This is a genomic window from Blautia sp. MSJ-9, from assembly GCF_018919065.1.
Taxonomy (GTDB): domain Bacteria; phylum Bacillota; class Clostridia; order Lachnospirales; family Lachnospiraceae; genus Blautia_A.
Map to the genome: position 1 here is coordinate 99,783 of NZ_JAHLQG010000018.1, position 22,142 is coordinate 121,924.

General features: G+C 40.8%; 22 protein-coding genes. 13 read left to right on the forward strand and 9 right to left on the reverse strand.

Annotated features, from left to right (window positions below; translation table 11 throughout):
• The first annotated feature begins 24 nt into the window (after positions 1-24).
• The gene (locus KQI87_RS05065) at positions 25-933 is read left to right on the forward strand and encodes an undecaprenyl-diphosphate phosphatase (RefSeq protein ID WP_216459161.1); all 909 of its coding nucleotides are present in this window, start codon (positions 25-27) and stop codon (positions 931-933) included.
• 89 nt (positions 934-1,022) lie between these two features.
• Here KQI87_RS05065 and KQI87_RS05070 read toward each other — a convergent pair whose 3' ends face one another.
• Together KQI87_RS05070 and KQI87_RS05075 are read right to left on the reverse strand one after the other, a co-directional pair.
• Positions 1,023-1,961 carry a substrate-binding domain-containing protein gene (locus KQI87_RS05070; RefSeq protein ID WP_216459162.1) on the reverse strand — a complete coding sequence of 313 codons (939 nt, stop codon included), beginning with the start codon at positions 1,959-1,961 and terminating at the stop codon, positions 1,023-1,025.
• The gene (locus KQI87_RS05075) at positions 1,954-2,166 is read right to left on the reverse strand and encodes a TOBE domain-containing protein (protein ID WP_008706085.1); all 213 of its coding nucleotides are present in this window, start codon (positions 2,164-2,166) and stop codon (positions 1,954-1,956) included. Before KQI87_RS05075 ends, KQI87_RS05070 begins: the two co-directional genes overlap by 8 nt.
• Positions 2,167-2,393: 227 nt before the next feature.
• Between KQI87_RS05075 and modA the strand changes: the two genes are divergently transcribed.
• The 3 genes from modA to KQI87_RS05090 are packed head-to-tail and all read left to right on the forward strand — an operon-like array spanning position 2,394 to position 5,049.
• Complete coding sequence (modA, locus tag KQI87_RS05080; RefSeq protein WP_216459163.1) at positions 2,394-3,293, forward strand: molybdate ABC transporter substrate-binding protein; 900 nt, start codon at positions 2,394-2,396, stop codon at positions 3,291-3,293.
• 2 nt (positions 3,294-3,295) lie between these two features.
• Positions 3,296-3,991 (forward strand): molybdate ABC transporter permease subunit, encoded by a 696-nt coding sequence (gene modB / locus KQI87_RS05085; RefSeq protein ID WP_022380219.1) that lies wholly within the window; start codon positions 3,296-3,298, stop codon positions 3,989-3,991.
• Entirely contained in the window at positions 3,991-5,049 is a 1,059-nt protein-coding gene (locus KQI87_RS05090; protein WP_216459164.1) for a sulfate/molybdate ABC transporter ATP-binding protein, read from the forward strand. The genes modB and KQI87_RS05090 overlap by 1 nt, the downstream gene beginning before the upstream one ends.
• A 122-nt stretch (positions 5,050-5,171) precedes the next feature.
• On the opposite strand, the gene KQI87_RS05095 is transcribed toward KQI87_RS05090, so the two are convergent.
• From KQI87_RS05095 to KQI87_RS05105, 3 genes are read right to left on the reverse strand one after another with little or no spacing between them, the layout of a single operon-like run.
• The gene (locus KQI87_RS05095) at positions 5,172-5,900 is read right to left on the reverse strand and encodes a hypothetical protein (protein WP_216459165.1); all 729 of its coding nucleotides are present in this window, start codon (positions 5,898-5,900) and stop codon (positions 5,172-5,174) included.
• A 22-nt stretch (positions 5,901-5,922) separates the two neighbouring features.
• Positions 5,923-6,567, reverse strand: coding sequence for a YesL family protein (locus tag KQI87_RS05100; protein ID WP_119234931.1), 645 nt, complete (start codon positions 6,565-6,567; stop codon positions 5,923-5,925).
• Positions 6,568-6,601: 34 nt separating this feature from the next.
• On the reverse strand, positions 6,602-7,675 hold the full coding sequence (locus tag KQI87_RS05105; RefSeq protein WP_216459166.1) for a LacI family DNA-binding transcriptional regulator: 1,074 nt from the start codon (positions 7,673-7,675) through the stop codon (positions 6,602-6,604).
• 374 nt (positions 7,676-8,049) lie between these two features.
• Here KQI87_RS05105 and KQI87_RS05110 point away from each other — a divergent pair, with 374 nt between their 5' ends.
• The 4 genes from KQI87_RS05110 to KQI87_RS05125 all read left to right on the forward strand — a co-directional run bounded on the left by KQI87_RS05110 (position 8,050) and on the right by KQI87_RS05125 (position 13,191).
• A complete protein-coding gene (locus KQI87_RS05110; protein WP_117676216.1) occupies positions 8,050-8,985 on the forward strand; it encodes an ABC transporter permease in 936 nt (311 codons plus the stop codon).
• A gap of 14 nt (positions 8,986-8,999) precedes the next feature.
• On the forward strand, positions 9,000-9,899 hold the full coding sequence (locus KQI87_RS05115; protein ID WP_117676125.1) for a carbohydrate ABC transporter permease: 900 nt from the start codon (positions 9,000-9,002) through the stop codon (positions 9,897-9,899).
• 15 nt (positions 9,900-9,914) lie between these two features.
• The gene (locus tag KQI87_RS05120) at positions 9,915-11,588 is read left to right on the forward strand and encodes an extracellular solute-binding protein (protein WP_216459167.1); all 1,674 of its coding nucleotides are present in this window, start codon (positions 9,915-9,917) and stop codon (positions 11,586-11,588) included.
• Positions 11,589-11,706: 118 nt separating this feature from the next.
• Positions 11,707-13,191, forward strand: a complete 1,485-nt coding sequence (locus KQI87_RS05125) for a glycoside hydrolase family 32 protein (RefSeq protein ID WP_216459168.1) — start codon at positions 11,707-11,709, stop codon at positions 13,189-13,191.
• A 166-nt stretch (positions 13,192-13,357) separates the two neighbouring features.
• Here the strand turns inward: KQI87_RS05125 and KQI87_RS05130 are convergent, their stop codons facing one another.
• From KQI87_RS05130 to KQI87_RS05140, 3 genes are all read right to left on the reverse strand, one after another.
• A complete protein-coding gene (locus tag KQI87_RS05130; protein ID WP_216459169.1) occupies positions 13,358-14,446 on the reverse strand; it encodes a PucR family transcriptional regulator in 1,089 nt (362 codons plus the stop codon).
• Between the two features lie 143 nt (positions 14,447-14,589).
• Positions 14,590-15,702 carry an ABC transporter ATP-binding protein gene (locus KQI87_RS05135; RefSeq protein WP_118330588.1) on the reverse strand — a complete coding sequence of 371 codons (1,113 nt, stop codon included), beginning with the start codon at positions 15,700-15,702 and terminating at the stop codon, positions 14,590-14,592.
• A gap of 404 nt (positions 15,703-16,106) precedes the next feature.
• Positions 16,107-17,126, reverse strand: coding sequence for an ABC transporter substrate-binding protein (locus KQI87_RS05140; protein ID WP_216459170.1), 1,020 nt, complete (start codon positions 17,124-17,126; stop codon positions 16,107-16,109).
• A gap of 433 nt (positions 17,127-17,559) precedes the next feature.
• Between KQI87_RS05140 and KQI87_RS05145 the strand changes: the two genes are divergently transcribed.
• The 3 genes from KQI87_RS05145 (at position 17,560) to KQI87_RS05155 (ending at position 19,521) form a co-directional block, all read left to right on the forward strand.
• Positions 17,560-18,561: a calcium/sodium antiporter gene (locus tag KQI87_RS05145; protein WP_216459171.1), complete on the forward strand. Its 1,002-nt coding sequence runs from the start codon at positions 17,560-17,562 to the stop codon at positions 18,559-18,561.
• 16 nt (positions 18,562-18,577) lie between these two features.
• Positions 18,578-19,267 carry a TMEM165/GDT1 family protein gene (locus KQI87_RS05150; protein WP_216459172.1) on the forward strand — a complete coding sequence of 230 codons (690 nt, stop codon included), beginning with the start codon at positions 18,578-18,580 and terminating at the stop codon, positions 19,265-19,267.
• Between the two features lie 95 nt (positions 19,268-19,362).
• On the forward strand, positions 19,363-19,521 hold the full coding sequence (locus KQI87_RS05155) for a helix-turn-helix domain-containing protein (protein WP_253292373.1): 159 nt from the start codon (positions 19,363-19,365) through the stop codon (positions 19,519-19,521).
• Between the two features lie 137 nt (positions 19,522-19,658).
• Here KQI87_RS05155 and KQI87_RS05160 read toward each other — a convergent pair whose 3' ends face one another.
• The gene (locus KQI87_RS05160) at positions 19,659-20,171 is read right to left on the reverse strand and encodes a substrate-binding periplasmic protein (protein ID WP_216459174.1); all 513 of its coding nucleotides are present in this window, start codon (positions 20,169-20,171) and stop codon (positions 19,659-19,661) included.
• Positions 20,172-20,495: 324 nt separating this feature from the next.
• On the opposite strand from KQI87_RS05160, the gene KQI87_RS05165 reads away from it, so the two are divergent.
• Both KQI87_RS05165 and KQI87_RS05170 read left to right on the forward strand, forming a co-directional pair.
• On the forward strand, positions 20,496-20,675 hold the full coding sequence (locus KQI87_RS05165) for a DUF6440 family protein (RefSeq protein WP_216459214.1): 180 nt from the start codon (positions 20,496-20,498) through the stop codon (positions 20,673-20,675).
• A gap of 104 nt (positions 20,676-20,779) precedes the next feature.
• Complete coding sequence (locus tag KQI87_RS05170) at positions 20,780-22,138, forward strand: M20 family metallopeptidase (protein WP_216459175.1); 1,359 nt, start codon at positions 20,780-20,782, stop codon at positions 22,136-22,138.
• Positions 22,139-22,142 lie beyond the last annotated feature (4 nt).

Below are 22,142 nucleotides of genomic sequence, written 5' to 3' on the forward strand. Positions count from 1 at the left end.
GAATGCTTTAAGAAAGGAAAAATTATGGATTTTATTGAACTGTTAAAGGTCATTTTCCTTGGGATTGTAGAGGGAATCACAGAATGGCTCCCGATCAGCAGTACCGGACATATGATCTTGGTGGATGAGTTCCTGAAACTGAATGTGACAGAGGATTTTAAGAATCTGTTTTTCGTAGTGATCCAGCTTGGCGCGATCCTCGCGGTTGTAGTTCTCTACTGGAACAAATTGTGGCCGTTTTATATCAGACCAATTTCAAAGAAACAGCAGGCGGTGCTTAACAGGCATGGTGCAGTATCCAGAGGAATTCTTACTTTTGTGGAGAAGTTCTGTGATAAAGAGAAATGGGTACTCTGGTTTAAAATTATAGTAGCCTGTATACCGACGATTGTTATCGCACTTCCATTTAATGATGTCATTGAAGAGAAATTTAATAACTATGTAGTAGTTGCCATTGCACTGATCGTATATGGTATCCTCTTCATTGTTATTGAGAACTATAACAAGAGAAGGAGACCAACCTGTACAAATCTGGAAAATCTGTCATTTAAGACTGCATTCATTATCGGTCTGTTCCAGGTACTCTCCGTAGTTCCGGGTACATCCCGTTCAGGTTCCACCATTATCGGTGGTATCCTTGCAGGAACCTCCCGTACAGTAGCAGCAGAATTTACGTTCTTCCTTGGAATCCCGGTTATGTTCGGAGCCAGTCTGCTGAAAATCCTGAAATTCGGTTTCTCTTTCACAGGAACAGAGGCGCTGATCCTGATTGTGGGAATGGTAGTGGCATTTGTAGTTTCCATTATCGCGATCAAATTCCTGATGGGATACATAAAGAAACATGACTTTAAGGCATTCGGATGGTACAGAATCGCACTTGGTATTCTGGTGCTTGGATACTTTATCGGAAAAACACTTCTTGGTTGTAAATAATGTATAAGAAAAGCCCTGCTGTATAAGCGGCATGTACGTCATAAGCGTATATCCCGGACAGCAGGGCTTTTTATTATGTTACAGGTTTCTTATATGCAGATCATTTCGCCGGTATAAGAGGTATCATAACCTGTCAGATGATGAATCTCAGTTTTGAAATCTTCAGACTGTACAATTTCCACAAGAGCAGAGAACCCCGGCTTTCTCACAGATTCCGCAGGAATTGCCAGATACATCTGCATATCAGTCACAGGGACGAAATCAAGTCCCGGAAAGTAACGTGCGATCATTTCTTCTCCAAAAGCAACATTCGCTCTGTGCTCAAAAACAGCAGATGCAGATGACATATCAGAGACAGCTTCATTTCTGTATCCGCTGATTTTTTCAGAAGAGATTCCCCGTTCTTTTAACAGACGGTCCAGATAAACCCTGCGGGCACTTCCCTTTTCACGATTCATAAAAACAACTTTCGAATCCGTCAGGTCCTCCACAGAAGAAATCTTTTCAGGATTTCCGGCCTGTACATAGAAGCCGACAGAGTATTTATATAAAGAAAGAAGTATCAGCGGGATTCCGGGAACCAGGTGACGGATATCATCTATATCCAGACTGGTAGCAGCGATATGTGCCTTTTCGAAATACAGGGAATAAAGTCCGTTATAGTCATTCATATGAGACTGCAGGACAGGAAGGCCATCAGGATGAGCGGACATTTTGCCGAGAAGAAGCTCCAGGGCGGCAGAAGTCTGGCCGCCTAAAATGATACCACTGGAATGAAGCAGATAATCTCTCTTCAGCAGAGAGCTCTCAGGTTCAAAATTAACAGAAGTGTATGGAATATCCTGCCCGCTTTCGGAATTGCCGGAACTGCTTCTGTTAAGATACTGTGTCAACTGCTCTTCGCTGACCCTGAGTTGTTTTCCGATTTTGGAAGATTCCAGCTCACCGCGCTTGATAAGTTCATAGACCGTTGTCTTTTTGATCTTCAGACGGTCTGCGACCTCCTGAGCTGTGTAAAGTTTATTCATCAATACCTACCATGACATTAGTAGCCTTGATCACTGCATAAGCATCAGAACCTACTTTCAGGTTTAATTCTTCAACTGCTGCACAGGAGATGGTTGCTGTGATAATGTTTCCACCGCCGATATCAATAGAAACGATGGAGTTTACAGCTCCGTTATTGATACTTACTACTTTACCCTTTAACTGATTGCGTGCACTTAATTTCATGATAATTACCTCGCTGTTTATTATTTTTTTCTATAGATTTATCTGATACCCGATCAAAGGCCGGAAAGTTGTTTATGGCAGTAAAAATAAGGCTTTCGACCTTTTGTCATTTACATGATAACATATACAAATAAAATTGACAAGAATACAAAAGTTTTGTACAATAGATACAAAAGGAAACAAAACTGAATAAAACAAAACGAAACTAAATGAAAGACGGTAAAAATATGAGAAAGAAATTAATTGCAGCAATGATGGCAGGAGTACTGAGCGCAGGAATGCTCAGCACAGGAGTTTTCGCAGCGGATACAGACTTAAAAGGTGAAGTCAACACATTCATCGCAGCGAGCTTAAGCAATGCAATGGAAGAAATCCAGAAAGACTTCAATGAGACATATCCTGATGTTGAAATCCTCTACAATGCAGACAGCTCAGGTACATTACAGACACAGATAGAAGAAGGCGCACGCTGTGATATCTTTTTCTCAGCAGCTGATAAACAGATGAATGCTCTGGTAGACGAAAATTTGGCTAAGAAAGATACTGTAGAAGATATCCTTGAGAATAAAGTCGTTCTGATCAAACCTAAGGATGGAGAAACAAAAGTTACAGGATTTGAGAACATTACAGATGCAGCCAATATTGCACTTGCAGGTGACAGTGTTCCGGTTGGACAGTATGCCAGAGAAATTTTTGACAACCTTGGAATTACAGATGAAGTAAATAAGATGGAGATCAATGAAGGTAAGAACGTATCTGAAGTTCTTGCAGCAGTAAGTGAAGGAAGTAATGAGATCGGTATCGTTTATGCTACAGATGCAGCTTCCGTTGCAGATAAAGTAGACGTTATCGCAGAAGCTCCGGCTGATGCACTGAAGACACCTGTTCTCTATCCGGTAGGTCTTATCGAAGACAAAGAGGCATCTGAGGATGATACAGCAGCCACAGAAGCATTCCTTGAGTACATCAAATCTGACGACGCTATGAAAGTATTCGAGAAATATGGATTCACAGCATACAAAGCAGACGATGCTGATGCTTCAGAGGGAGATGAGACAGAAGCAACAGAAGAAGCAGATGACACAGAAACAAATGCTGAGACAGAGACAACAGAGGAAGCTAAATAAGAATGAGTGAATTTCTGGCAGAAATAAACTGGAGTCCCTTGTGGATTTCATTGAAAACAGGTTTCGCAGCTACTGTGATCGCATTCTTTCTGGGGATATTCTTTGCGAGACTGGTAATGAAGATGAAACCTGTTTCCAGAGGCATACTGGATGGTATCCTGACCATGCCTCTGGTACTTCCCCCGACAGTGGCCGGTTTCATTCTGCTTTTGCTGTTCAGTCTGAGACGTCCGTTCGGGGCATTTCTGCTGGATAATTTTGATATTAAGATCGTACAGACCTGGAAGGGCTGCGTGATCGCAGCGTCTGTAATTGCGTTTCCATTGATGTATCGAAATGCACGCGCTGCATTTGAACAGGTGGATGTGAATCTGATCGCAGCAGGCAAGACACTTGGCATGAGTGACAGAAGAATCTTCTGGACAGTTGTCATGCCGACAGCAGGACCCGGAATCGCATCCGGTACAGTCCTTGCCTTTGCCAGAGCAATCGGAGAATACGGCGCTACATCCATGCTTGCAGGAAATATTCTTGGCAAGACAAGAACTGTTTCTGTCGCCATTGCTTCTGAAACTGCGGCGGGAAATTATGGAATGGCAGGTTTCTGGGTAGTTGTGATCTTGATCATTTCATTTGTGATCGTTGCGGCGATTAATATCGTTTCCGGTAAGGGAATGAAGATGGGCAGGTGGATGTAATGGCAGTCAGTGTGGATATTGAGAAGAAACTTCATGGCTTCACTCTGAAAGTAAAGCTGGAGAGTGATGGTTCTCCAATGGGGATCCTTGGAGCATCCGGAAGCGGAAAAAGTATGACTCTGCGCTGTATTGCAGGAATCCAGACACCGGACTCAGGAAGAATTGTTGTAAATGATAAAGTTCTTTTTGATTCAGAAAAGAAAATCAATCTTAAACCGCAGGAGAGGAAGGTTGGCTATCTTTTTCAGAACTATGCACTTTTTCCTACCATGACTGTAGAGAAGAATATCGCATGCGGATACAGAGGGGATAAGAAACAGCTTAAGGCAAAAGTGGCAGATTACATAGAGCGCTATCAGCTTAACGGGCTGGAGAAGCGTTATCCGGGACAGCTTTCCGGAGGTCAGCAGCAGCGTGTCGCACTGGCACGAATGATGATCGGAGAACCGGAAGTCATCCTTCTGGATGAACCGTTCTCAGCACTGGATGGATATCTGAAAGATATCATGCAGCGTGATATGCAGAACTTTCTTAATGAGTACACAGGTGATATGATTCTGGTCACTCACAGCCGTGATGAGGCTTACAAGTTCTGCGGATATCTGACAATTCTGGACAGCGGTCAGGCACTTACTACAGGAGAAACCAAGAAACTCTTTGAACGACCCGGTATTCTGCAGGCAGCCAGACTGACAGGGTGTAAAAATTTCTCAACTGTACAGAAGATGGGAGAACACAGCATTTATGCAGTGGACTGGGATCTGATGCTGCAGACAAAAGATGTGGTGCCGGATGATGTTACCCATGTGGGAATCCGCGGTCACTGGATGAAAGGTGCATCTGAAGGCGGAGAGAACCACATGGAAGTGGAAGTTGTGGAATATATTGAAACGACCTTTGAACATCAATATTTACTGAAGAACAAGAAAGGCGGAGACTGTCAGCCGGTCTGGTGGATGTGCCCGAAAGGAGATTTCGAAGAAGACCCGCAGGCAAGAGTCCCGAAATATATCCTATTCCCGGCAGAGCATCTGATGTTGCTGAAAGATATAAAATAAGAACTATAAAAGTCAGTGGAGACTCGTAAGCATCGCAGAAGACTTACCTGATTTGGTTAAAAATGAAAAGTGCTGTATCTTCATTTCCAGGAAAGAAGATACAGCACTTTTTGCAATCTGAATTATGACAGATTACTGTTGAAAAGATAATCAATATAAGACACAGCTTCTGATAAATGAGGGGAGTTGGAAATCACTCCCAGATAAACAGTGCCGTTCATGCCTGTATTTTTTAAATAGACAGATTCGGAAATATCCAGTCCCATGGGATATTCCTTTGTCTCAGCTGAGTAAGTAACAGAATGATCCAGATATATATCTACTGAATTATCGTTCAGGATTTCTGTATTTGTCTGAAGAAATGGAGAAACTTCCTTATATAATCCGGGATTTTTTTGCTGAAGCAGTTTCTCAAGATCGCAGAGATAACCATTTTGGGAAAAGGCGTCAAATGCTTCTTTGTTCATGAATACAACATCAAGTGATTCACTGTCAATTGCTCCAAGGATCTTCATACGGGAGGCGTAGGTGTATTCGTGGTTAGGATTATTTTCGTTATCTGTAAGATATAAACCTTTGTACAGACGAACCTCATTTCTGGAATCATTAATTTTCTGTGCGTCAAGAAAACCATTTCCAAGCTGTTCACTCAGTTTTTCGCCTGGAACGAAGTTTACAAAGGCAGCAGACAGAATCTGATTTTTTTCTGTAAAGTGTCCATACAGAATATATCCTATGATGTATATCACAATACATACAAAAATAATCGGCAGTTTATAATAATCCCAGATATACCTGATTTTTGCTTTTGTGCCTGGCAGACTGGAAATTCTGGTATGAGTGGAAGTCATAAACGAGTCTCCTTTATAAAAATCATGTACGTAAAGGACTGGAAGTTTCTGAAATACTTTTTTCCTCCAGAAGTTTCATAATGTTGGAAAGAAGACAGGAGCATAAAAATGCACAGAGTCCTTCGCCAAAGATAATTGCCGGTGTGAAGAAACGGATTACAACCACTGTCATTATAAAATAGATAACCATCATCAAAACTGTACAGAGGAGAAAACGCATTCCTGTGATAATGGAGTTTTTAAACATGGCAGGAATAGTGTTTTCAAAGCGCGCCATTAATGGGAAAATGTAGAGAAGAACAATGGCATAGGCAATTACCGCAACAATAAAAACAGCTGTTATGATGGTCCAGAAAACATTTTCAAATCGCAGATGGTATAACACATAGCCGTCTATGCCAAGGATGATTCCGATTCCCAGTAAAATAAGCCATACGATTGTGCTCTGTCGGAAATTACTCTTAAAGGAATGAAAGAAGTCTTTGGTGATGTTTCCTTCTTCATTTCGTGCCATTTTCAGAGTGACATAAAAAAGTGCAGTTGTGGAAGCACCGGCGGTAACAACAGGAATACAGCAGATGAACCATAAAATGTTCAGGTAAACGCTGAGTGCTGTTTTGGTTATAAACTGCATAACTGTATTATCCGGATTGAAGAAATTTTTCATAATATAATTACCTCCTGTCAGATTGGGAACTGAATCAGTCTCCGGTGGAGTCTCGATAAATGAGGCTGGTTTCTGTATATATGGTACGATAGTTCAGAGACGGATTTTTGATCCGGGATATCAGAAGATGAACAGCGGAAAATCCCATGATCTGGCTGTGAATGTGGATGGTAGTCAGAGGCGGCATAACAATCTTTGATTCCGGAGAATCATCGAAGCCACAGATATAAACATCTTCAGGAATGGAATATCCCAGTTTGCGAAGCACATGCATGGTATCAATGGCAACAAAATCGTTGGCACATATGATTACTTCCGGAAGCTTTTCTAATTTCACGAAACACCGGGTAAGATAATCCTGATAATCTTCGGAACCGGGATTTTCTACCCCTTCTTTGTTTTCCAGAATGCAATAATCTTCATTATAGTCCAGCCCAAGAAGAAACATGGCGTCACGAAATGCCATATAACGTTCCCAGAAGGACTGGCAGTGAAAACGTTCTCCTACAAAACCAAAACTCTTTTTTCCTCGTCGGATCATTTCCTGTATAAAACTGTAGATACAGGACTGGTTATCCATATAAAGCCGGTCTGCCTTTAAGGGGGCAGCAAGACCTGCGACTGGTGAATCAACAAAGAGAACAGGAATATCCAGATTGCAGACCATCTGACTGTAGGCGTGATCGAAAAGTTCATAACAGATGATTCCTGAAGTTCTGGAAGCGTCGAAGGTGACCGGAAGCTTCTGGCTCTTTAATTCATTTCCCAGAATACGGTGCATGGAAAGGCTGTATCCCATCTGAGAGATTTCTCTCTGGAATTTGTCAAGCATGGTAGAAGAAAAGTGGGAATCTCCCAGAAACTTCGTTGTCAGCAGTGCGATTTCCTTATTATTAGACTGTGGATCAGAAGCATTGTTCTGATTTGTGATATCTTCCAGTGTTGCAGCGTAGGAAAACTGTTTATATCCCATTTCTACTGCTTTTCTGAGAACCTTTTCTTTTGTGGCATCAGCCAGGATGCCGGTATTATTGATTGCTTTTGAAACTGTATTTCTGGATAGGCCGAGGGCATCGGCAATATCCTGTATGGTTACTCGTTCAGGCATAATTACCTCCTGTGTTTTAATAATTTTATGGATTTTATGGAGTTATTTCTTATATATATAACTATTGTAATGTAAAATGGATGAAATGTCAAATGATAAATGTAAAAATGTAAAATAAAAGAATATCATAAATGTAACAGAACATAGATAAAAAGTATAAATATACAATAGAAAATAAAAATATAGTTGTGCAAAGTGTAAAAGTCATATTGACAAATGTAAAAATATATGGTAAAACAATGTTATAAATCAAAAAGATAATTTTACAGATGCACAAACGATGATTGTAAAAAAAGTCAGAAGAATAGTTACAAATGTAAAATTATCAGGAGAAGGAGAAAGGAGGAGATTCTGAAACTATGAGTGGAAAAACTATGAGCGTTTCAGAAAAGAAACAAGGAGAGAAAAAGCAGGGACTTCATAACACGCTGGTCTATGTGAAACAGCACTGGCAGCTTTATGTGATCTTTCTGTTTCCGGCACTTATCCTGACTCTGATATTCAAGTACATACCGATGGGCGGAATCCTGATCGCATTCCAGAGGTATAACCCGATCAGAGGAATTATGGGAAGTGAATGGGTAGGACTGACATATTTCAAACGGTTTTTGTCATCTCCGGATTTTATGAGATATCTGGTAAATACACTGAAGCTTAGTATTTACGGATTATTGTGGGGATTTCCAATACCGATCCTGCTTGCATTTCTGTTAAACAGAATTGAGAGTAAAGGAATTAAGAAAAAAGTCCAGCTTATCCTTTATATGCCAAACTTTGTTTCTGTAATTGTACTGTGCGGTATTGTAAGAATTTTTCTTTCCGTAACAGGTCCGGTAAATCTTTTACTGGGTACAAGCATTAACTTTATGACAATGCCGGAGGCATTCAGATCCATTTACATTATCAGCGGTATCTGGCAGGGTGCAGGATGGGCGTCCATTATGTACACAGCTTCACTTTCCAATGCAAGCCAGGAACTGAAGGAAGCGGCAGTCATTGATGGTGCCAACATTTTTCAGCAGATTAAGGCTGTAGAGTGGCCGGCGATCAAAGATATGGTAGTCATCCAGTTTATTCTCCAGGCCGGTAACATTATGAGTATTGGATTTGAAAAAGCATATGCACTTCAGACAGACCTGAACCTGCCTTCTTCAGAAATCATTGCTACATATGTATACAAAAAAGGTCTGTTGGATGGAGATTACAGCTTTTCTACAGCTGTAGGTCTGTTTAATACAGTGATTAATGTAATCCTGCTGATCATAGTAAATAAAGTTGTTGCAAAAATGAATGACGGTAAAGGTTTATAGGGAGGAAGAATATCATGAAGAAAAAAAGCAGATTTGCCAGATACTCCCTGCAGGATAAGGCATTATTATTAACAGGATATATTTTATTAGGACTTTTTGTAATTGCGATCGTAGTTCCAATGTGTTATATCGTAGTAGCATCCTTTATGGACCCGATCACTCTTCAGAATAAAGGAATTACCTTTGATTTCAGCAAATGGACACTGACAGCTTATCAGAGAGTTATTTCCAATGCACAGATCTGGATCGGTTTTAAAAATGCGGTAGTTTATTCAGTTATTTTTACAATTGTATCTGTACTGATCACGTTGTTTGCAGCTTATCCTATGTCCAGAGCTGATTTTAAGGGAAGAGGATTTTTCAATGTTATCTTTATGATTACCATGTTCTTTGGAGGCGGACTGATCCCTACATATTTGCTGATCAGCAACCTGGGACTTCTGGACAGCATGTGGGCGGTTATCCTGCCTGGTGCTTTCAGTGTATGGAATATGATCATTGCCAGAACATTTTATCAGGGAATTCCTTCTGAACTTCGTGAGGCAGCAGAAGTAGATGGTGCCAATGAGATGGTATATTTCTTTAAAATCCTTCTTCCGGTATGTACACCGGTTATTGCAGTGCTGGCATTATGGCAGTTTGTAGCAATGTGGAACAGTTATTTTGATGCAATGATCTATCTGAATGATTCTGCAAAACAGCCATTGCAGCTGGTTCTCCGTTCTATTCTTATCCAGAACCAGCCGGAGTCAGGAATGATCTCAGATATGCAGAGTACCGCAGCAAGAGCACAGCTCGCAGAACTTCTGAAATATGCAACAATTATTATATCAAGTTTACCATTGTTGGTAATGTACCCGTTTTTCCAGAAATATTTTGATGCCGGTATTATGGCTGGCTCTATCAAGGGATAAAGAGAGGAGAAGAGTATGAAAGCAAAAAAAATAAAAGCATTTATGGCAGCAGCACTGGCAGTTTGTATGGTAGCTTCCATGACAGGATGTGGAAAGAGTAAAGTGGCACTTAATGACGGAGAATTTCAGGAAGTAGACAAAGCAGAACTGGAATTTCCACTGAAAGAAAAAACAGAGATTTCCGGTATGACAAGCTATCCGGCAAACACAGAGTCTGACCCGAATAAGAGAACCATCTTCAAACGTCTTCAGGAAAAAACAAATGTTGAAGTAAAATGGAATGCGATCCAGGCAGACCAGTGGAGTGATAAGATCTCTCTTGCAATGGCAAACCCCAAGGAATTATCGGATTTCGTATTTTCAGCAGGTTTCAGTGACAGTGATCTTCTGAAATATGCAGACCAGGGAATCATCATTGCTCTGGAAGATTACATAGATGCTTATATGCCGAATCTGAAAGCTGTTTTTGACAAGTATCCGGAATACAGAACCATGTGTACAGACACAGAAGGACATATCTGGGCACTTCCGTGGATCGAGCAGCTGGGTTCAGGCAAAACAGCAATCCAGACAGTGGGAAATATGAGCTTTATCAATAAGAAATGGCTGGATTTCCTGAATCTTGAAGTTCCTGAAACTGTAGATGAATTTGAACAGGTTCTGATCGCATTCCGCGACCATGCCTCCGAACTTCAGGAAGAATTTGGTATTGATGGAAGTATTATCCCAATGTCCTGTATCGTAAATGACGGAGATCAGGACCCATCTATCCTGATCAACGGATTTGGAGAAGGATACGGAGATGCAGATAAAACCAGACACATCGCAGTTACAGACGATAAGAAAGTAATCTGCTCTGCTACACAGGAAGGATACAAAAAAGGTATCGAATGGCTGCACAAACTCAATGACGAAGGTCTGATCGATCCGGAAGCATTTACACAGGAATGGTCCACTTATGTATCCAAAGGAAAGTCCGGAAGATATGGCGTATGCTTTAGCTGGGATGTAGCAAACGTTGACAACCTGAAAGACTGGGTTCCGCTTCCTGTTCTTACAGCAGATACCAGAAACCTGACACCGCAGAATGGTTCCTTTACAAGTGGATTTGACCGTGGACGTTGTGTTGTAACAGCAGTTGCCAAGAATCCGGCACTTGTATGTGCATGGTTAGACCAGATGTATGATCCGATACAGTCCCCACAGAACAACTGGGGAACTTACGGCGAAGATGATGACTTTGATATCTTCGAAATGAGCAAGAACGCAGAAGGCGGAGATATGCTGAAACATGCACCTCTTGGAGATGCTTCCCCTGTAGAAGTAAGAGAGGCAGAGGCTGTAGGAGGACCGCTGGCAGTTCTGGATGAATATTATGATAAATATGTAACCTGTCCGGATGATGCACAGTATCGTCTTGACTGGATTGAAGACTACTTTACTCCGGACATGCACACAGAATATGTATATCCGAACGTATTTATGAACAGAGAAGATACAGAAGAATTGTCCAACCTTCAGGCTGATATTCAGAAAACGATCAATGCAAAGAAATCTGACTGGATCATGAACGGATTTACAGATGCTGACTGGGATGAATATCTCAAGAGTCTGGATTCCTATGGACTGGAAGATTATCTGAAGATTTATCAGGAGTATCTGGATGCATATTATGCTGAACAGAAATAGAAACCTGTTCCTTTGATGGCACTGTCAGGCAATTTGTCTGTGAGAAAAAATAATGAAAATGTGAATGATTTCTCCCGGTCAGATAATGTCCGGGAGAGACAGCGAGAGGTTAGAATTTATGAAGAGTATTTTAGATAAGGCAAGAGAATACGAAGCAGTGAATGGTCAGAAAATACCCTCAGAGAAAAGACCAGCTTTTCATATAAGTCCATATGTAGGATGGATGAATGACCCAAATGGTTTTTCCTGGTATAAAGGACAGTATCATTTATTTTACCAGTATAATCCATATAAAACACAGTGGGACAGTATGCACTGGGGACATGTGGTCAGTAAAGATCTGCTGCATTGGGAATATCTTCCGGCAGCTCTGGCTCCGGACGAAGAATACGATAAGATTGGATGCTTTTCGGGCAGTGCAGCGGAACTGCCTGACGGACAGCAGCTTCTGATCTATACATCTGTAGATCATGAAACTCTGGAAGATGGCACTGTAAGAGATATACAGACACAGTCAGTTGCTGTGGGAGATGGAACAGACTATAAGAAATATGACAAGAATCCTGTACTTACCGGATTGGATGTGCCGGAAGGCGGAAGTAAGGTGGATTTTCGTGATCCAAAGATATGGAAGGGAAAAGATGGGCTTTTTTACTGTGTGGTCGGCAACCGTCCTTCAGATGGAAGTGGACAGATTCTCCTTTACAGCAGTGAGGATGGATTTCAGTGGAAGTTTGTGAGCATACTTGCAGAGAATAAAAATCGATATGGGAAAATGTGGGAATGTCCTGATTTCTTTGAACTAGACGGCAAATATGTTCTTCTGACCAGTCCGCAGGATATGCTGGCTGAAGGAATGGAGTATTACAGTGGAAATGGAACTCTTTGTATTATTGGTGAAATGGATTCTGATACGCATACATTAAAAGAAGAGAACTATCAGTCTGTTGACTATGGCATTGATTTCTATGCAATGCAGACTGTAGAAGCACCGGACGGACGTCGTATCATGATTGGATGGATGCAGAACTGGGATACTCTTTCTCATCGATGTGAAGAGTCAAAATGGTTTGCGCAGATGAGTCTTCCCAGAGAGTTATCTGTGAAGAATGGAAGACTGTATCAGAAACCGGTACGGGAACTGGATGCGATCAGAAAGAATAAAACGGAATATAGAAATGTTGTAGTCGAAGACAAGCCGGTTATGCTTAAAGGGGTACAGGGACGTACTATAGATATGGAACTTGCCATCAGCCCGGAAGACAAAGAAACAGGTTATGGAAAATTTACAGTATGTTTTGCGCAGAATGAAAAATTCCATACAGAATTAAGTTTTTGTCCTGAAGATTCGGTGTTAAAGCTGGATAGAAAACTTTCCGGAAGCAGAAGAGCAGTAGTTCACGAGAAAAGCTGTCTGGTAAATAGAAAGACAGATGAATTAAAACTTCGTATGATTCTGGACAGATATAGTGTGGAAGTATTTGTGAATGACGGTGAACAGGTAATGTCCATGGTAATCTTTACAGAACAGGAAGCAGATGGAATTTCCTTCCAGGCGAATGGAAAGGTAAAAATGGACATTACAAAATACGATCTGGTATAAAGTATCAGAAAATTGCAGAAGGATAAAGGAATTCCTGTAATGGGAATTCCTTTATTATATTATAGAGAGTTATAGAGAAAATTATTCTGCTTATTATACAAAAGCAAGTAACGATAGCAATCCTCGTAAATATTTCTCTGCTTCGAAAAGTTACTTGATTTTGGGATTATAACAGATGATTCTTGGAATATTTAATATAATCCACAACCATCATCGCCAGTTTAAATGTCAGTGCATCCTCAAACGCGCGGATATCCAGTCCAAATTTTCTCTGCAGCTTCTCAAAGCGGTACACCAGAGTATTTCTGTGTACATAAAGCTGTCTGGAAGTCTCAGAGAGATTCAGGTTATTTTCAAAGAAAGTACGGATAGTGATCAGGGTTTCTTCGTCAATAGAATCCAGAGTTTCCTCTTTGAAGATCTCGTCGATAAACATTTCACATATGGAAACAGGAAGCTGGTAGATCAGTCTGCCGATTCCAAGCTGGTTATATCCGAATACATTTTTATCTGCGTAGAAAATCTTGCCTACTTCAAGGGCTGTATGTGCTTCCTTGTATGCGTCTGGAAGCCTGGAAATATCCTCTGCCAGATTACTGTAGGCAACCCATGCGGAAGTCATTGCTTCTGTATTTAACATATCTACAAGCATATATGCAATTGATTCCAGATCCTCATAAGTTTCTGTAGACTGTAATTCTCTGATGATGATAATCCCTGTATCATCAATAGCTGTGATGAAATCTCTGGTACGAGCAGAGAAAATATTCCGGATCGTAGCGAGAGCGTTCTCATCCTTGGTCTGTTTGGTTTCCACAAGAAATACGGCACGCTGAACAGAAGTTGCAATGTGCAGTTTCTTGGCGCGGTTAAAGGCATCTACATCAGAATAACTACCAAGGAGAAGATTCTGCATAAAGGTATTCTTGTCGCTTTTCTCCGCATAGGCAGTCAGGAGACTCTGTACCTGGCATACGGCCAGCTCTCCGATGGTAGCAGTACTTTCTGCTTTTCCCCATACGATCAGAATATAGGAGATGGAATGGTTCTCCATGATCTTATACAGGCAGCAGCTTGTATTGGAAACACACAGGGCACTGCTTTGGCGAAATTCTTCCAGTTTTGATTCTGCAGGAAGTTTTTTATCGCAGGTAGAGAGAAAGATATGGTTATCAGAATCCAGCAAACAGAAATCAAGCTGGCTGATATTCTTCCAGTCTGTCAGGCATTTCTGTAAAATCTGTTGTATTTTCATTAGGTCAATCCTTTCTTTTGGGGTATGAGTCAGCTTATAGCAATCCTTGCAAATTGTCTGATCGAAGTAATCAGGCAGCAATTCTATATTATAACATAAAAACCCGGGGAAAACTCCCCGGGTTTATTAAAGATTCCTGAAAATTAGTTGCAGATTGTAAGTTCTGTTTCTTTATCAAAGAAATGAGATTTTTCCATATCGAATGCGAATTTGATCGGATCACCGGTCTTAGCTGTTGTACGAGGATCAACTCGTGCTGTAACCTGAGTTCCGTTTACGTCGAAGTATAAGAATACTTCAGCTCCGAGAAGCTCGTAAACTTTAACTACGGATGTCATCGGTGCGCTTGGAGAAGCTTCGATGAACATCTGGGAATCATGGATATCTTCCGGACGGATACCGAGAACAACTGTTTTACCTACATAGCCGCCATCTTTAAGAGCTTTTGCTTTAGCAGCCGGGATAGCCAGTTCATGCTCGCCAACTTTAGCGATAAGGTTGCCGCCTTTTTCGGAGATAACAGCGTCAAGGAAGTTCATCTGCGGAGATCCCATGAATCCTGCAACGAATAAGTTGCCTGGTTTCTGATACAGGTTCTGTGGTGTATCTACCTGCTGAACAACACCGTCTTTCATAACAACGATTCTGGTACCAAGAGTCATAGCCTCTGTCTGGTCATGTGTTACATAGATGATTGTAGCACCCAGTCTCTGATGGATCTTGGAAATCTCGATACGCATCTGTACACGAAGTTTAGCATCCAGGTTGGAAAGAGGCTCATCCATAAGGAATACCTTAGGATTACGTACGATAGCACGTCCCATAGCAACACGCTGTCTCTGACCACCGGAAAGAGCCTTCGGTTTACGATCAAGAAGTTTCTCAAGGTCAAGGATTCTTGCAGCTTCACGAACTGCTTTATCAATCTGATCTTTCGGAACTTTACGAAGTTTAAGTCCGAATGCCATGTTATCATATACTGTCATATGAGGATACAGAGCGTAGTTCTGGAATACCATTGCGATATCACGGTCTTTAGGCTCTACATCGTTCATAACTTTGTCACCGATTTTTAATGTACCGCCGGAAATTTCTTCCAGACCGGCAACCATACGAAGTGTAGTAGATTTACCACATCCTGAAGGTCCTACGAAAATGATGAATTCTTTATCTTCGATTTCCAAATTGAAATCTTTAACTGCCTGGAAACCATTTGGGTAAGTTTTGTTAATGTGCTGTAATGATAAGCTTGCCATGATTATTATTCCTCCAAAATTATTTCATAGTGTTTTTGCTGATTGATTACTCGTTTTTTCATCTGTAGACAGTATAGCGAAAAGGAGGAGGGATGGCTAGGGAAGAATCGTACAAAGATTTTTTTTGTTTCTTGTCATTCTGACGAAAAGCCGGAATCAGTATTCGGGGATTCCATCAAACTGTCAAAAGGCATGAGAAAAACGCAGGACAAAATGACGAAATTCTGTCTGCGTTTCTCAAAATTGGAGTTAAAATATGGTTCTTTTTACTACCTGTTACTCAAAATATATATAAGATTATGGTTTGGCTGAATCAAGTCAAAAATCTCTGACAATATGAAGGAACGGATGAGAAGAGACGAATATCGGGCTAAAATTACAGGAGGATCAGAAAAAGCAAATCATCAGGAAGCATTTTGCGCAAATTCTGTGTTGACCAGTTCTGTATACGGTGTACGTTCTTTCAGTTCACCTGCATCTTCCAGGATATCCTGCAGCAGTTCAAAACCATCCTGCCCGAACACCAGATTTTCTTTCCAGGTGTCCTGATCGTAATAACGTTTTACAATGGCTGTGATGGTATCCAGATCTGTTTCAGGGAACTGTGGCTCGATTACTTCTGCAATCTCCTCTGGAGTATGACTCTGAACGTAGTCCATACCTTTCTGCAGAGCATCAGTGAATTTCTGCATGATATCAGGATTTTTTTTCATATAGCTGGTTTTGGCACTGTAGGAGGTATAAGGCACATAGCCGGAGTCAACACCAAGGGATGCCACGACATACCCAGCGCCCTGCTTTTCAAGAGCAGTAGCAGACGGCTCAAATTCTACAGTGAAATCTGCCGAATCATCTCCTGTAAAAGCAGCCGCAGTAGCGCCGAAGTCAATGCTCTGGTCAATAGACAGATCTTTCTGAGGGTCAAGGCTATTCTGCTTCAGAATATATTCAAATACCATTTCCGGCATGCCACCCTTACGTCCGCCTAATACTTTTTTATTTTTTAAATCTTCCCATTTAAAATCAGGCATTTCTTCCCGTGCCACCAGGAAATTTCCTGCCCTCTGGGTAAGCTGCGCAAAATTAACAACAGGGTCAGTAGCTCCCTCTTGATAAGCATAAATAGAAGCTTCAGCTCCCATAAATCCAATATCTGCTTCTCCGGAAATCACAGCAGTCATTGTTTTATCCGCTCCAAATCCAGTAACAAGCGTCAGATCAAGTCCCTCATCTTTAAAATATTCTTTTTCAATTGCCACATACTGCGGTGCATAGAAAATAGAATGAGCAACCTCATTTAAAGTAACCTTTGTAAGTGTCTTATCATCTGAACTGTCTTTTTTCTTCGCAAATGCTGTTACCGGCACTGCAGTCACGGCAAGTATAACCGAAGCTGCCAGTGCAATCCATTTTTTATTTTTCATGCAGATACTCCTTTTGAAGACTTCTGCTGTTAGAATATGCAGAAAGTATGGGCAGCGTTCGTATTTATTATTGTATGATCAGAAAGAAAACGATATAGAGATTTGGCGTTTTTTAGTATAAAAAAGTAGTATAAAAAAGTATCGAATGTTGTTGACAAGCCTGAATACATTTGATAAGATTTGTCAAGTAACTTAATATTCCATGAGGGAGTAGTTAGCGCGAAAGTGTGATTTGTCAACATTCTGATTATATTAGAGAGTATAATCTGGCAAATCTTAAATAATGAGACTCATGTATATCGATTAACAGCTGGTGTATGATGCATTGGCTGGTAATTGATATACATGAGTCTTTTTTTATCTGCTGGGTATACTCGTAATAGCAGATATTTCGGTTGACAGTGCTGTTGTGGAGAATAAAAAGGAGGAAAAAATGGAAAAATTCATTAACAATGCCCCATTTGCTCTTGTGCTTGTATTTCTTGTAATAGGTTTTGTACTGCTTATTAAGGGCGCAGACTTTTTTGTAGAGGGAAGCTCAAGCGTGGCAAAGAGACTGCATGTTCCATCTATTATTATCGGACTTACCATCGTTGCAATGGGAACATCACTTCCGGAGACAGCGGTCAGTGTATCGGCTTCACTTACCGGCAATAATGAACTTGCAGTAAGTAATGTAGTCGGTTCCAATATATTCAACCTGATGGTTGTTATCGGCGTGTGTGCAATGATCGCTACAGTAGATGTTGCAAAAGAAACAATAAAGAGAGATATCCCGTTTTCACTTATCTGTGCAGGTCTTTTATTACTTTTTGGAATTGCCGGATTTGGTGATAAAGCAGGTATGACACTTGGACATCTTGATGGTGTGATATTTCTTGGTGCGTTTGCAGGATATATTTTCTACATGATCAAGATTGCATTAAAGGCAAGTAAGGAAGGCAAGAAGGTTGAGATTGAAGGTGGTTCAGATGAAGATATCAAGCTGATTTCAGTGCCGCTCAGTATTTTATTCATTATTGGTGGTGCAATTGCGATTGCAATCGGTGGAGATGTGACTGTAGATGCTGCTTCAAGAATAGCAAGTGATCTTGGAATGAGTCAGACACTTATTGGACTTACAATTGTTTCAATAGGAACATCACTTCCGGAACTTGTGACTTCAATAGTTGCAGCCAGAAAGAACGAAGTCGATATGGCACTTGGCAATGCGATTGGTTCAAATGTATTTAACATACTTATGGTACTTGGTATTGCATCAGCGATCAGTCCAATCAGCATAATTACTGAGAATATTATTGATCTGTGTGTACTTATTGTATTTACAGTGTGTGTATGGATCTTTGCAGGAACCAAGAAGAAAATCGGAAAAATAGAGGGATTTGCTATGGTTGCGCTTTATGCGGCATATGCGGTTTACATTATAATAAGATAAAGGAGATATCAGACAAATGTTATTATTTTTAAAGGTATTTTTTACTGAATTCATAGCAGAAATGGGAGACAAAACTCAGTTCATGCTTATCGCTCTTACTTCTAAGTACAGGTTAAAAGATATTATATTTGGAACTGCTGCAGCAATCCTTGTACTTAACGGACTGGCTGTTTTGGCAGGCGGACTTGTCAGCGAATTCATTCCTGACTGGCTCATTAAGACAGCAGCAGCACTGGCATTTCTTTACTTTGCTGCATCAACGATTGCCGGTGATGATGACGATGAAGAGGAAGAGGGCGGTAAATCAAAAATTAAATTCGCTCCACTCGCAGTTTTCTGTACATTTTTCCTGGCAGAACTTGGAGACAAGACGCAGCTTACTGCTATTACATTTGGCGCTAATGAAGGTATAGAGTCAGCACTTGTTGTGTGGATCGGATGTTCCCTGGGACTTTTTGCTGCGGATATCCTTGGAATGTTAGTCGGCTATCTTTTAAAGAGCAAGACTCCGGATGGACTGCTTAATACACTTGCATTTGTGATATTCTCTGTATTCGGTGTATACACATTCTATCAGGGACTTAAGATTATCAGCGCAGGCGTCTGTCCAATCCCGGTATGGCCGATACTTATATCTGTAACTGTTGTTTTTGCTGTTTTATGTGTCTGTCTTTTTATAAGAAAAGAGAAGAAGAAAATTAAATAAATCGATGAGGAAAGCTATAGAAAGCAAGTCTATTATGTTTCATCAGTATTATTGTACGAAGAAATATGAAACTTAAAATTCAGGAGGACAACTATATGAAAATTGTAATTATTAACGGGGATGAAAAAGTGATAGATGTGGCATGGGCAGCGGGTTTTACAAGCTTGTCTGTATTTAATCGCTTTTTTAAAAAACAGATGGGACAGACACCATCAGAATATAGAAAGAACCAGTCAAAGCCATCTATAAACTGAAAATAAGTAGAAATTCTCAGCAAGAAAGAATCCTGCAAAAAAGCTCTGCCGATCTGACAGAGCTTTTTATTTTCTAACGAATATTTTTCTGATCTTTCTTTGTACGGATTTTATCGTCATACATTTTCTGGTCTGCTTCATTCAGCAGATCTAAGAGGGTAAGTCCGGAATAATCTTCGGAGTATGCATATCCGCAGGCATAATTTATCTGGAATTCTCCACGCAGGCCATGGAATTTCAGGATCATAACGTCCCTGTTCTTCTTTGGCAAACAGAATATCCTGAGCACGTTCGGCAGTGTAGGAAAGATCGCCCATAATATCAATCTCGCCGTTTTTGAGCATTTCAAGAAGTTCATTGAAGCTGCCGTTTACATATTCATATTCCCATCCTGCATAATAGGCAATCTGCTGGAGATATTCATAACCGTAGCCTGATTTTGGTTCATCGCCTTCGCCTTCCTGATAACCAGGATAATTCAGATATCCAACCCGGACTTTCTTTAATGTATGAGTTTCCTTCAGGGATTCTTTCTGTGTTTCTGGCGTTGCTTCGGCAGCTCTGGAAAGAACAGGGGGCGATGCAAAGATCAGGATTGCCATGATCAGTAAAATACTGACTTTTAATGTGTGTTGTAATTTCTTTTTCATACGTTAGCCTGTAAATCTTTCTCTGTTAATGTGTTTTTGGATGTGTGTATTTCTATATTTTATAGTGATAAAGTACTTGACGTCAATATATTTGTATATATTGTTGAAAATATAATAGTATTTTTATATTATAGTAAGAAATTCTGACAATTACATAAAGATGTGTGCTATAATAAAAAAGCAAAACTTAACCGAATCAAGTAAGTTCTCGGTTTCAATTGCGAAAAGTAATAAGCAATGGATGAGGACTTAGGAATGGTATTTGCATTATGCACAGCAGGCAGTAATTTGCTTCGCCTGACATTAATACTGGAGGAAAATAAAATGGCCAAAAACGAAAGATTCAAAAAAGTTTATTCTCAGGGTGCAATGACAGGAACAGAAATCTGGGTTGACAGAGAAACAGGTGTGAATTATGTATTCCATTTCAGTGGATATGCAGGTGGACTGACACCATTACTGGATAAAGACGGAAAGCCTGTTGTTACTTTGGTTGAGGACTGATGTTACGGGAAATTCGAACAATTCTGGGTTTTGGAATTTCGACATATAAAAAGAGAAATATAAATAAAGAGAAAGATATTATCTGATTGGAGGATACAAATACAATGGATATGAAAGAACAAATTCATGGATTAACAGATGAAATGCTTACAAACCTTGGCAGACTGGTAGCTATTGACTCTCAGCTTGGCACCCCGGCAGAGGGAATGCCATTTGGCGAGGGACCTGCGAAAGCGCTTGAAGAGGGACTTAAAATTGCAGAAGAACTCGGTTTCAAGACAGTAAATCTGGACAACTACTGTGGTTATGCAGAGATGGGCGAGGGCGAAGAAATCGTAGGTATTGCCGGACATCTCGACATTGTACCGGTAGGAGGAGACTGGACCTATGATCCATTTAAGCTGACACGAGAGGGTGACTATGTTTATGGCCGTGGAACAACCGATGACAAAGGCCCTGTTCTGGAGGCACTTTATGCTATGAAACTTCTCCGCGATTTTGGGGTGAAATTGAACAAAAGAGTCCGTCTCATCATGGGATGTAACGAGGAAACAGGCTCCAAATGTATGGAACATTATAATGAGGTAGCAGAAGAATTATCCTGCGGTTTCACACCAGATGCCAACTTCCCATGCATCCACGGTGAAAAGGGCCATATGGGAATGATGGCATATTCCAAGAACACAAAGATTATTTCAGCAGATGGCGGCTTCGTTTCCAACGCAGTATGCGATTCCTGCACCATCGTTGTTCCGGCAGAAGCAGGACTGAAAGAAAAGCTGGAAGCGTCACTTTCCGAAACAAAACTTCAGGAATACAAACTGACAGAAGAAAATGGACAGCTCAGCATCTATGCAAAAGGCGTTCCTGCACATGCCAGCACCCCGACTCTCGGAGTGAATGCAGCAGGTGTTACTTTTGAGTGCTTGGAGAAAGCAGGATTCGAGGATGATTTTGTGAAATTCTATAATACACATATCGGAACCTCCTGCGATGGTTCCGGAATCGGACTGAAATTTGCGGATGAGTACGGAGACCTTACTTTATGTAATGGAATCATTAAGACAGAAAATGGAGTAGTTTCCTGCACCATCGATATCCGTGTTCCTGTAACCTTAAAAGCATACGAAGTCCGCAAAATGTGCGCAGACAGACTGGAAGACGAAAACGGCCGCATGGAAATCCTGGAGATTGGTGATCCGTTATTCTTTCCAAGAGAATCTCCGCTTGTAAATGCCTTATACAAAGCTTATACAGATGTAACAGGCGATACAGAAAACAAGCCAATGGTAATCGGCGGCGGAACTTACGCAAAATCCCTCAAGAACATCATCGCATTCGGACCGGAGAAAATGGGAATCGACTACAGAATCCACAGCGCAGACGAGTATATTCTGGTGTCTGGTATGGAAGAAGCAGTTCTGATCTATATGGAGGCTATCAAAAATCTTTTGGCTATCTGAAAAT

Coding starts and splice junctions, on each gene's coding strand:
- KQI87_RS05065 (WP_216459161.1), top strand. CDS start 25: ATGGATTTTATTGAACTGTTAAAGGTCATTTTCCTTGGGATTGTAGAG.
- KQI87_RS05070 (WP_216459162.1), bottom strand. CDS start 1,961: ATGAATAAACTTTACACAGCTCAGGAGGTCGCAGACCGTCTGAAGATC.
- KQI87_RS05075 (WP_008706085.1), bottom strand. CDS start 2,166: ATGAAATTAAGTGCACGCAATCAGTTAAAGGGTAAAGTAGTAAGTATC.
- modA (WP_216459163.1), top strand. CDS start 2,394: ATGAGAAAGAAATTAATTGCAGCAATGATGGCAGGAGTACTGAGCGCA.
- modB (WP_022380219.1), top strand. CDS start 3,296: ATGAGTGAATTTCTGGCAGAAATAAACTGGAGTCCCTTGTGGATTTCA.
- KQI87_RS05090 (WP_216459164.1), top strand. CDS start 3,991: ATGGCAGTCAGTGTGGATATTGAGAAGAAACTTCATGGCTTCACTCTG.
- KQI87_RS05095 (WP_216459165.1), bottom strand. CDS start 5,900: ATGACTTCCACTCATACCAGAATTTCCAGTCTGCCAGGCACAAAAGCA.
- KQI87_RS05100 (WP_119234931.1), bottom strand. CDS start 6,567: ATGAAAAATTTCTTCAATCCGGATAATACAGTTATGCAGTTTATAACC.
- KQI87_RS05105 (WP_216459166.1), bottom strand. CDS start 7,675: ATGCCTGAACGAGTAACCATACAGGATATTGCCGATGCCCTCGGCCTA.
- KQI87_RS05110 (WP_117676216.1), top strand. CDS start 8,050: ATGAGCGTTTCAGAAAAGAAACAAGGAGAGAAAAAGCAGGGACTTCAT.
- KQI87_RS05115 (WP_117676125.1), top strand. CDS start 9,000: ATGAAGAAAAAAAGCAGATTTGCCAGATACTCCCTGCAGGATAAGGCA.
- KQI87_RS05120 (WP_216459167.1), top strand. CDS start 9,915: ATGAAAGCAAAAAAAATAAAAGCATTTATGGCAGCAGCACTGGCAGTT.
- KQI87_RS05125 (WP_216459168.1), top strand. CDS start 11,707: ATGAAGAGTATTTTAGATAAGGCAAGAGAATACGAAGCAGTGAATGGT.
- KQI87_RS05130 (WP_216459169.1), bottom strand. CDS start 14,446: ATGAAAATACAACAGATTTTACAGAAATGCCTGACAGACTGGAAGAAT.
- KQI87_RS05135 (WP_118330588.1), bottom strand. CDS start 15,702: ATGGCAAGCTTATCATTACAGCACATTAACAAAACTTACCCAAATGGT.
- KQI87_RS05140 (WP_216459170.1), bottom strand. CDS start 17,126: ATGAAAAATAAAAAATGGATTGCACTGGCAGCTTCGGTTATACTTGCC.
- KQI87_RS05145 (WP_216459171.1), top strand. CDS start 17,560: ATGGAAAAATTCATTAACAATGCCCCATTTGCTCTTGTGCTTGTATTT.
- KQI87_RS05150 (WP_216459172.1), top strand. CDS start 18,578: ATGTTATTATTTTTAAAGGTATTTTTTACTGAATTCATAGCAGAAATG.
- KQI87_RS05155 (WP_253292373.1), top strand. CDS start 19,363: ATGAAAATTGTAATTATTAACGGGGATGAAAAAGTGATAGATGTGGCA.
- KQI87_RS05160 (WP_216459174.1), bottom strand. CDS start 20,171: ATGAAAAAGAAATTACAACACACATTAAAAGTCAGTATTTTACTGATC.
- KQI87_RS05165 (WP_216459214.1), top strand. CDS start 20,496: ATGGCCAAAAACGAAAGATTCAAAAAAGTTTATTCTCAGGGTGCAATG.
- KQI87_RS05170 (WP_216459175.1), top strand. CDS start 20,780: ATGGATATGAAAGAACAAATTCATGGATTAACAGATGAAATGCTTACA.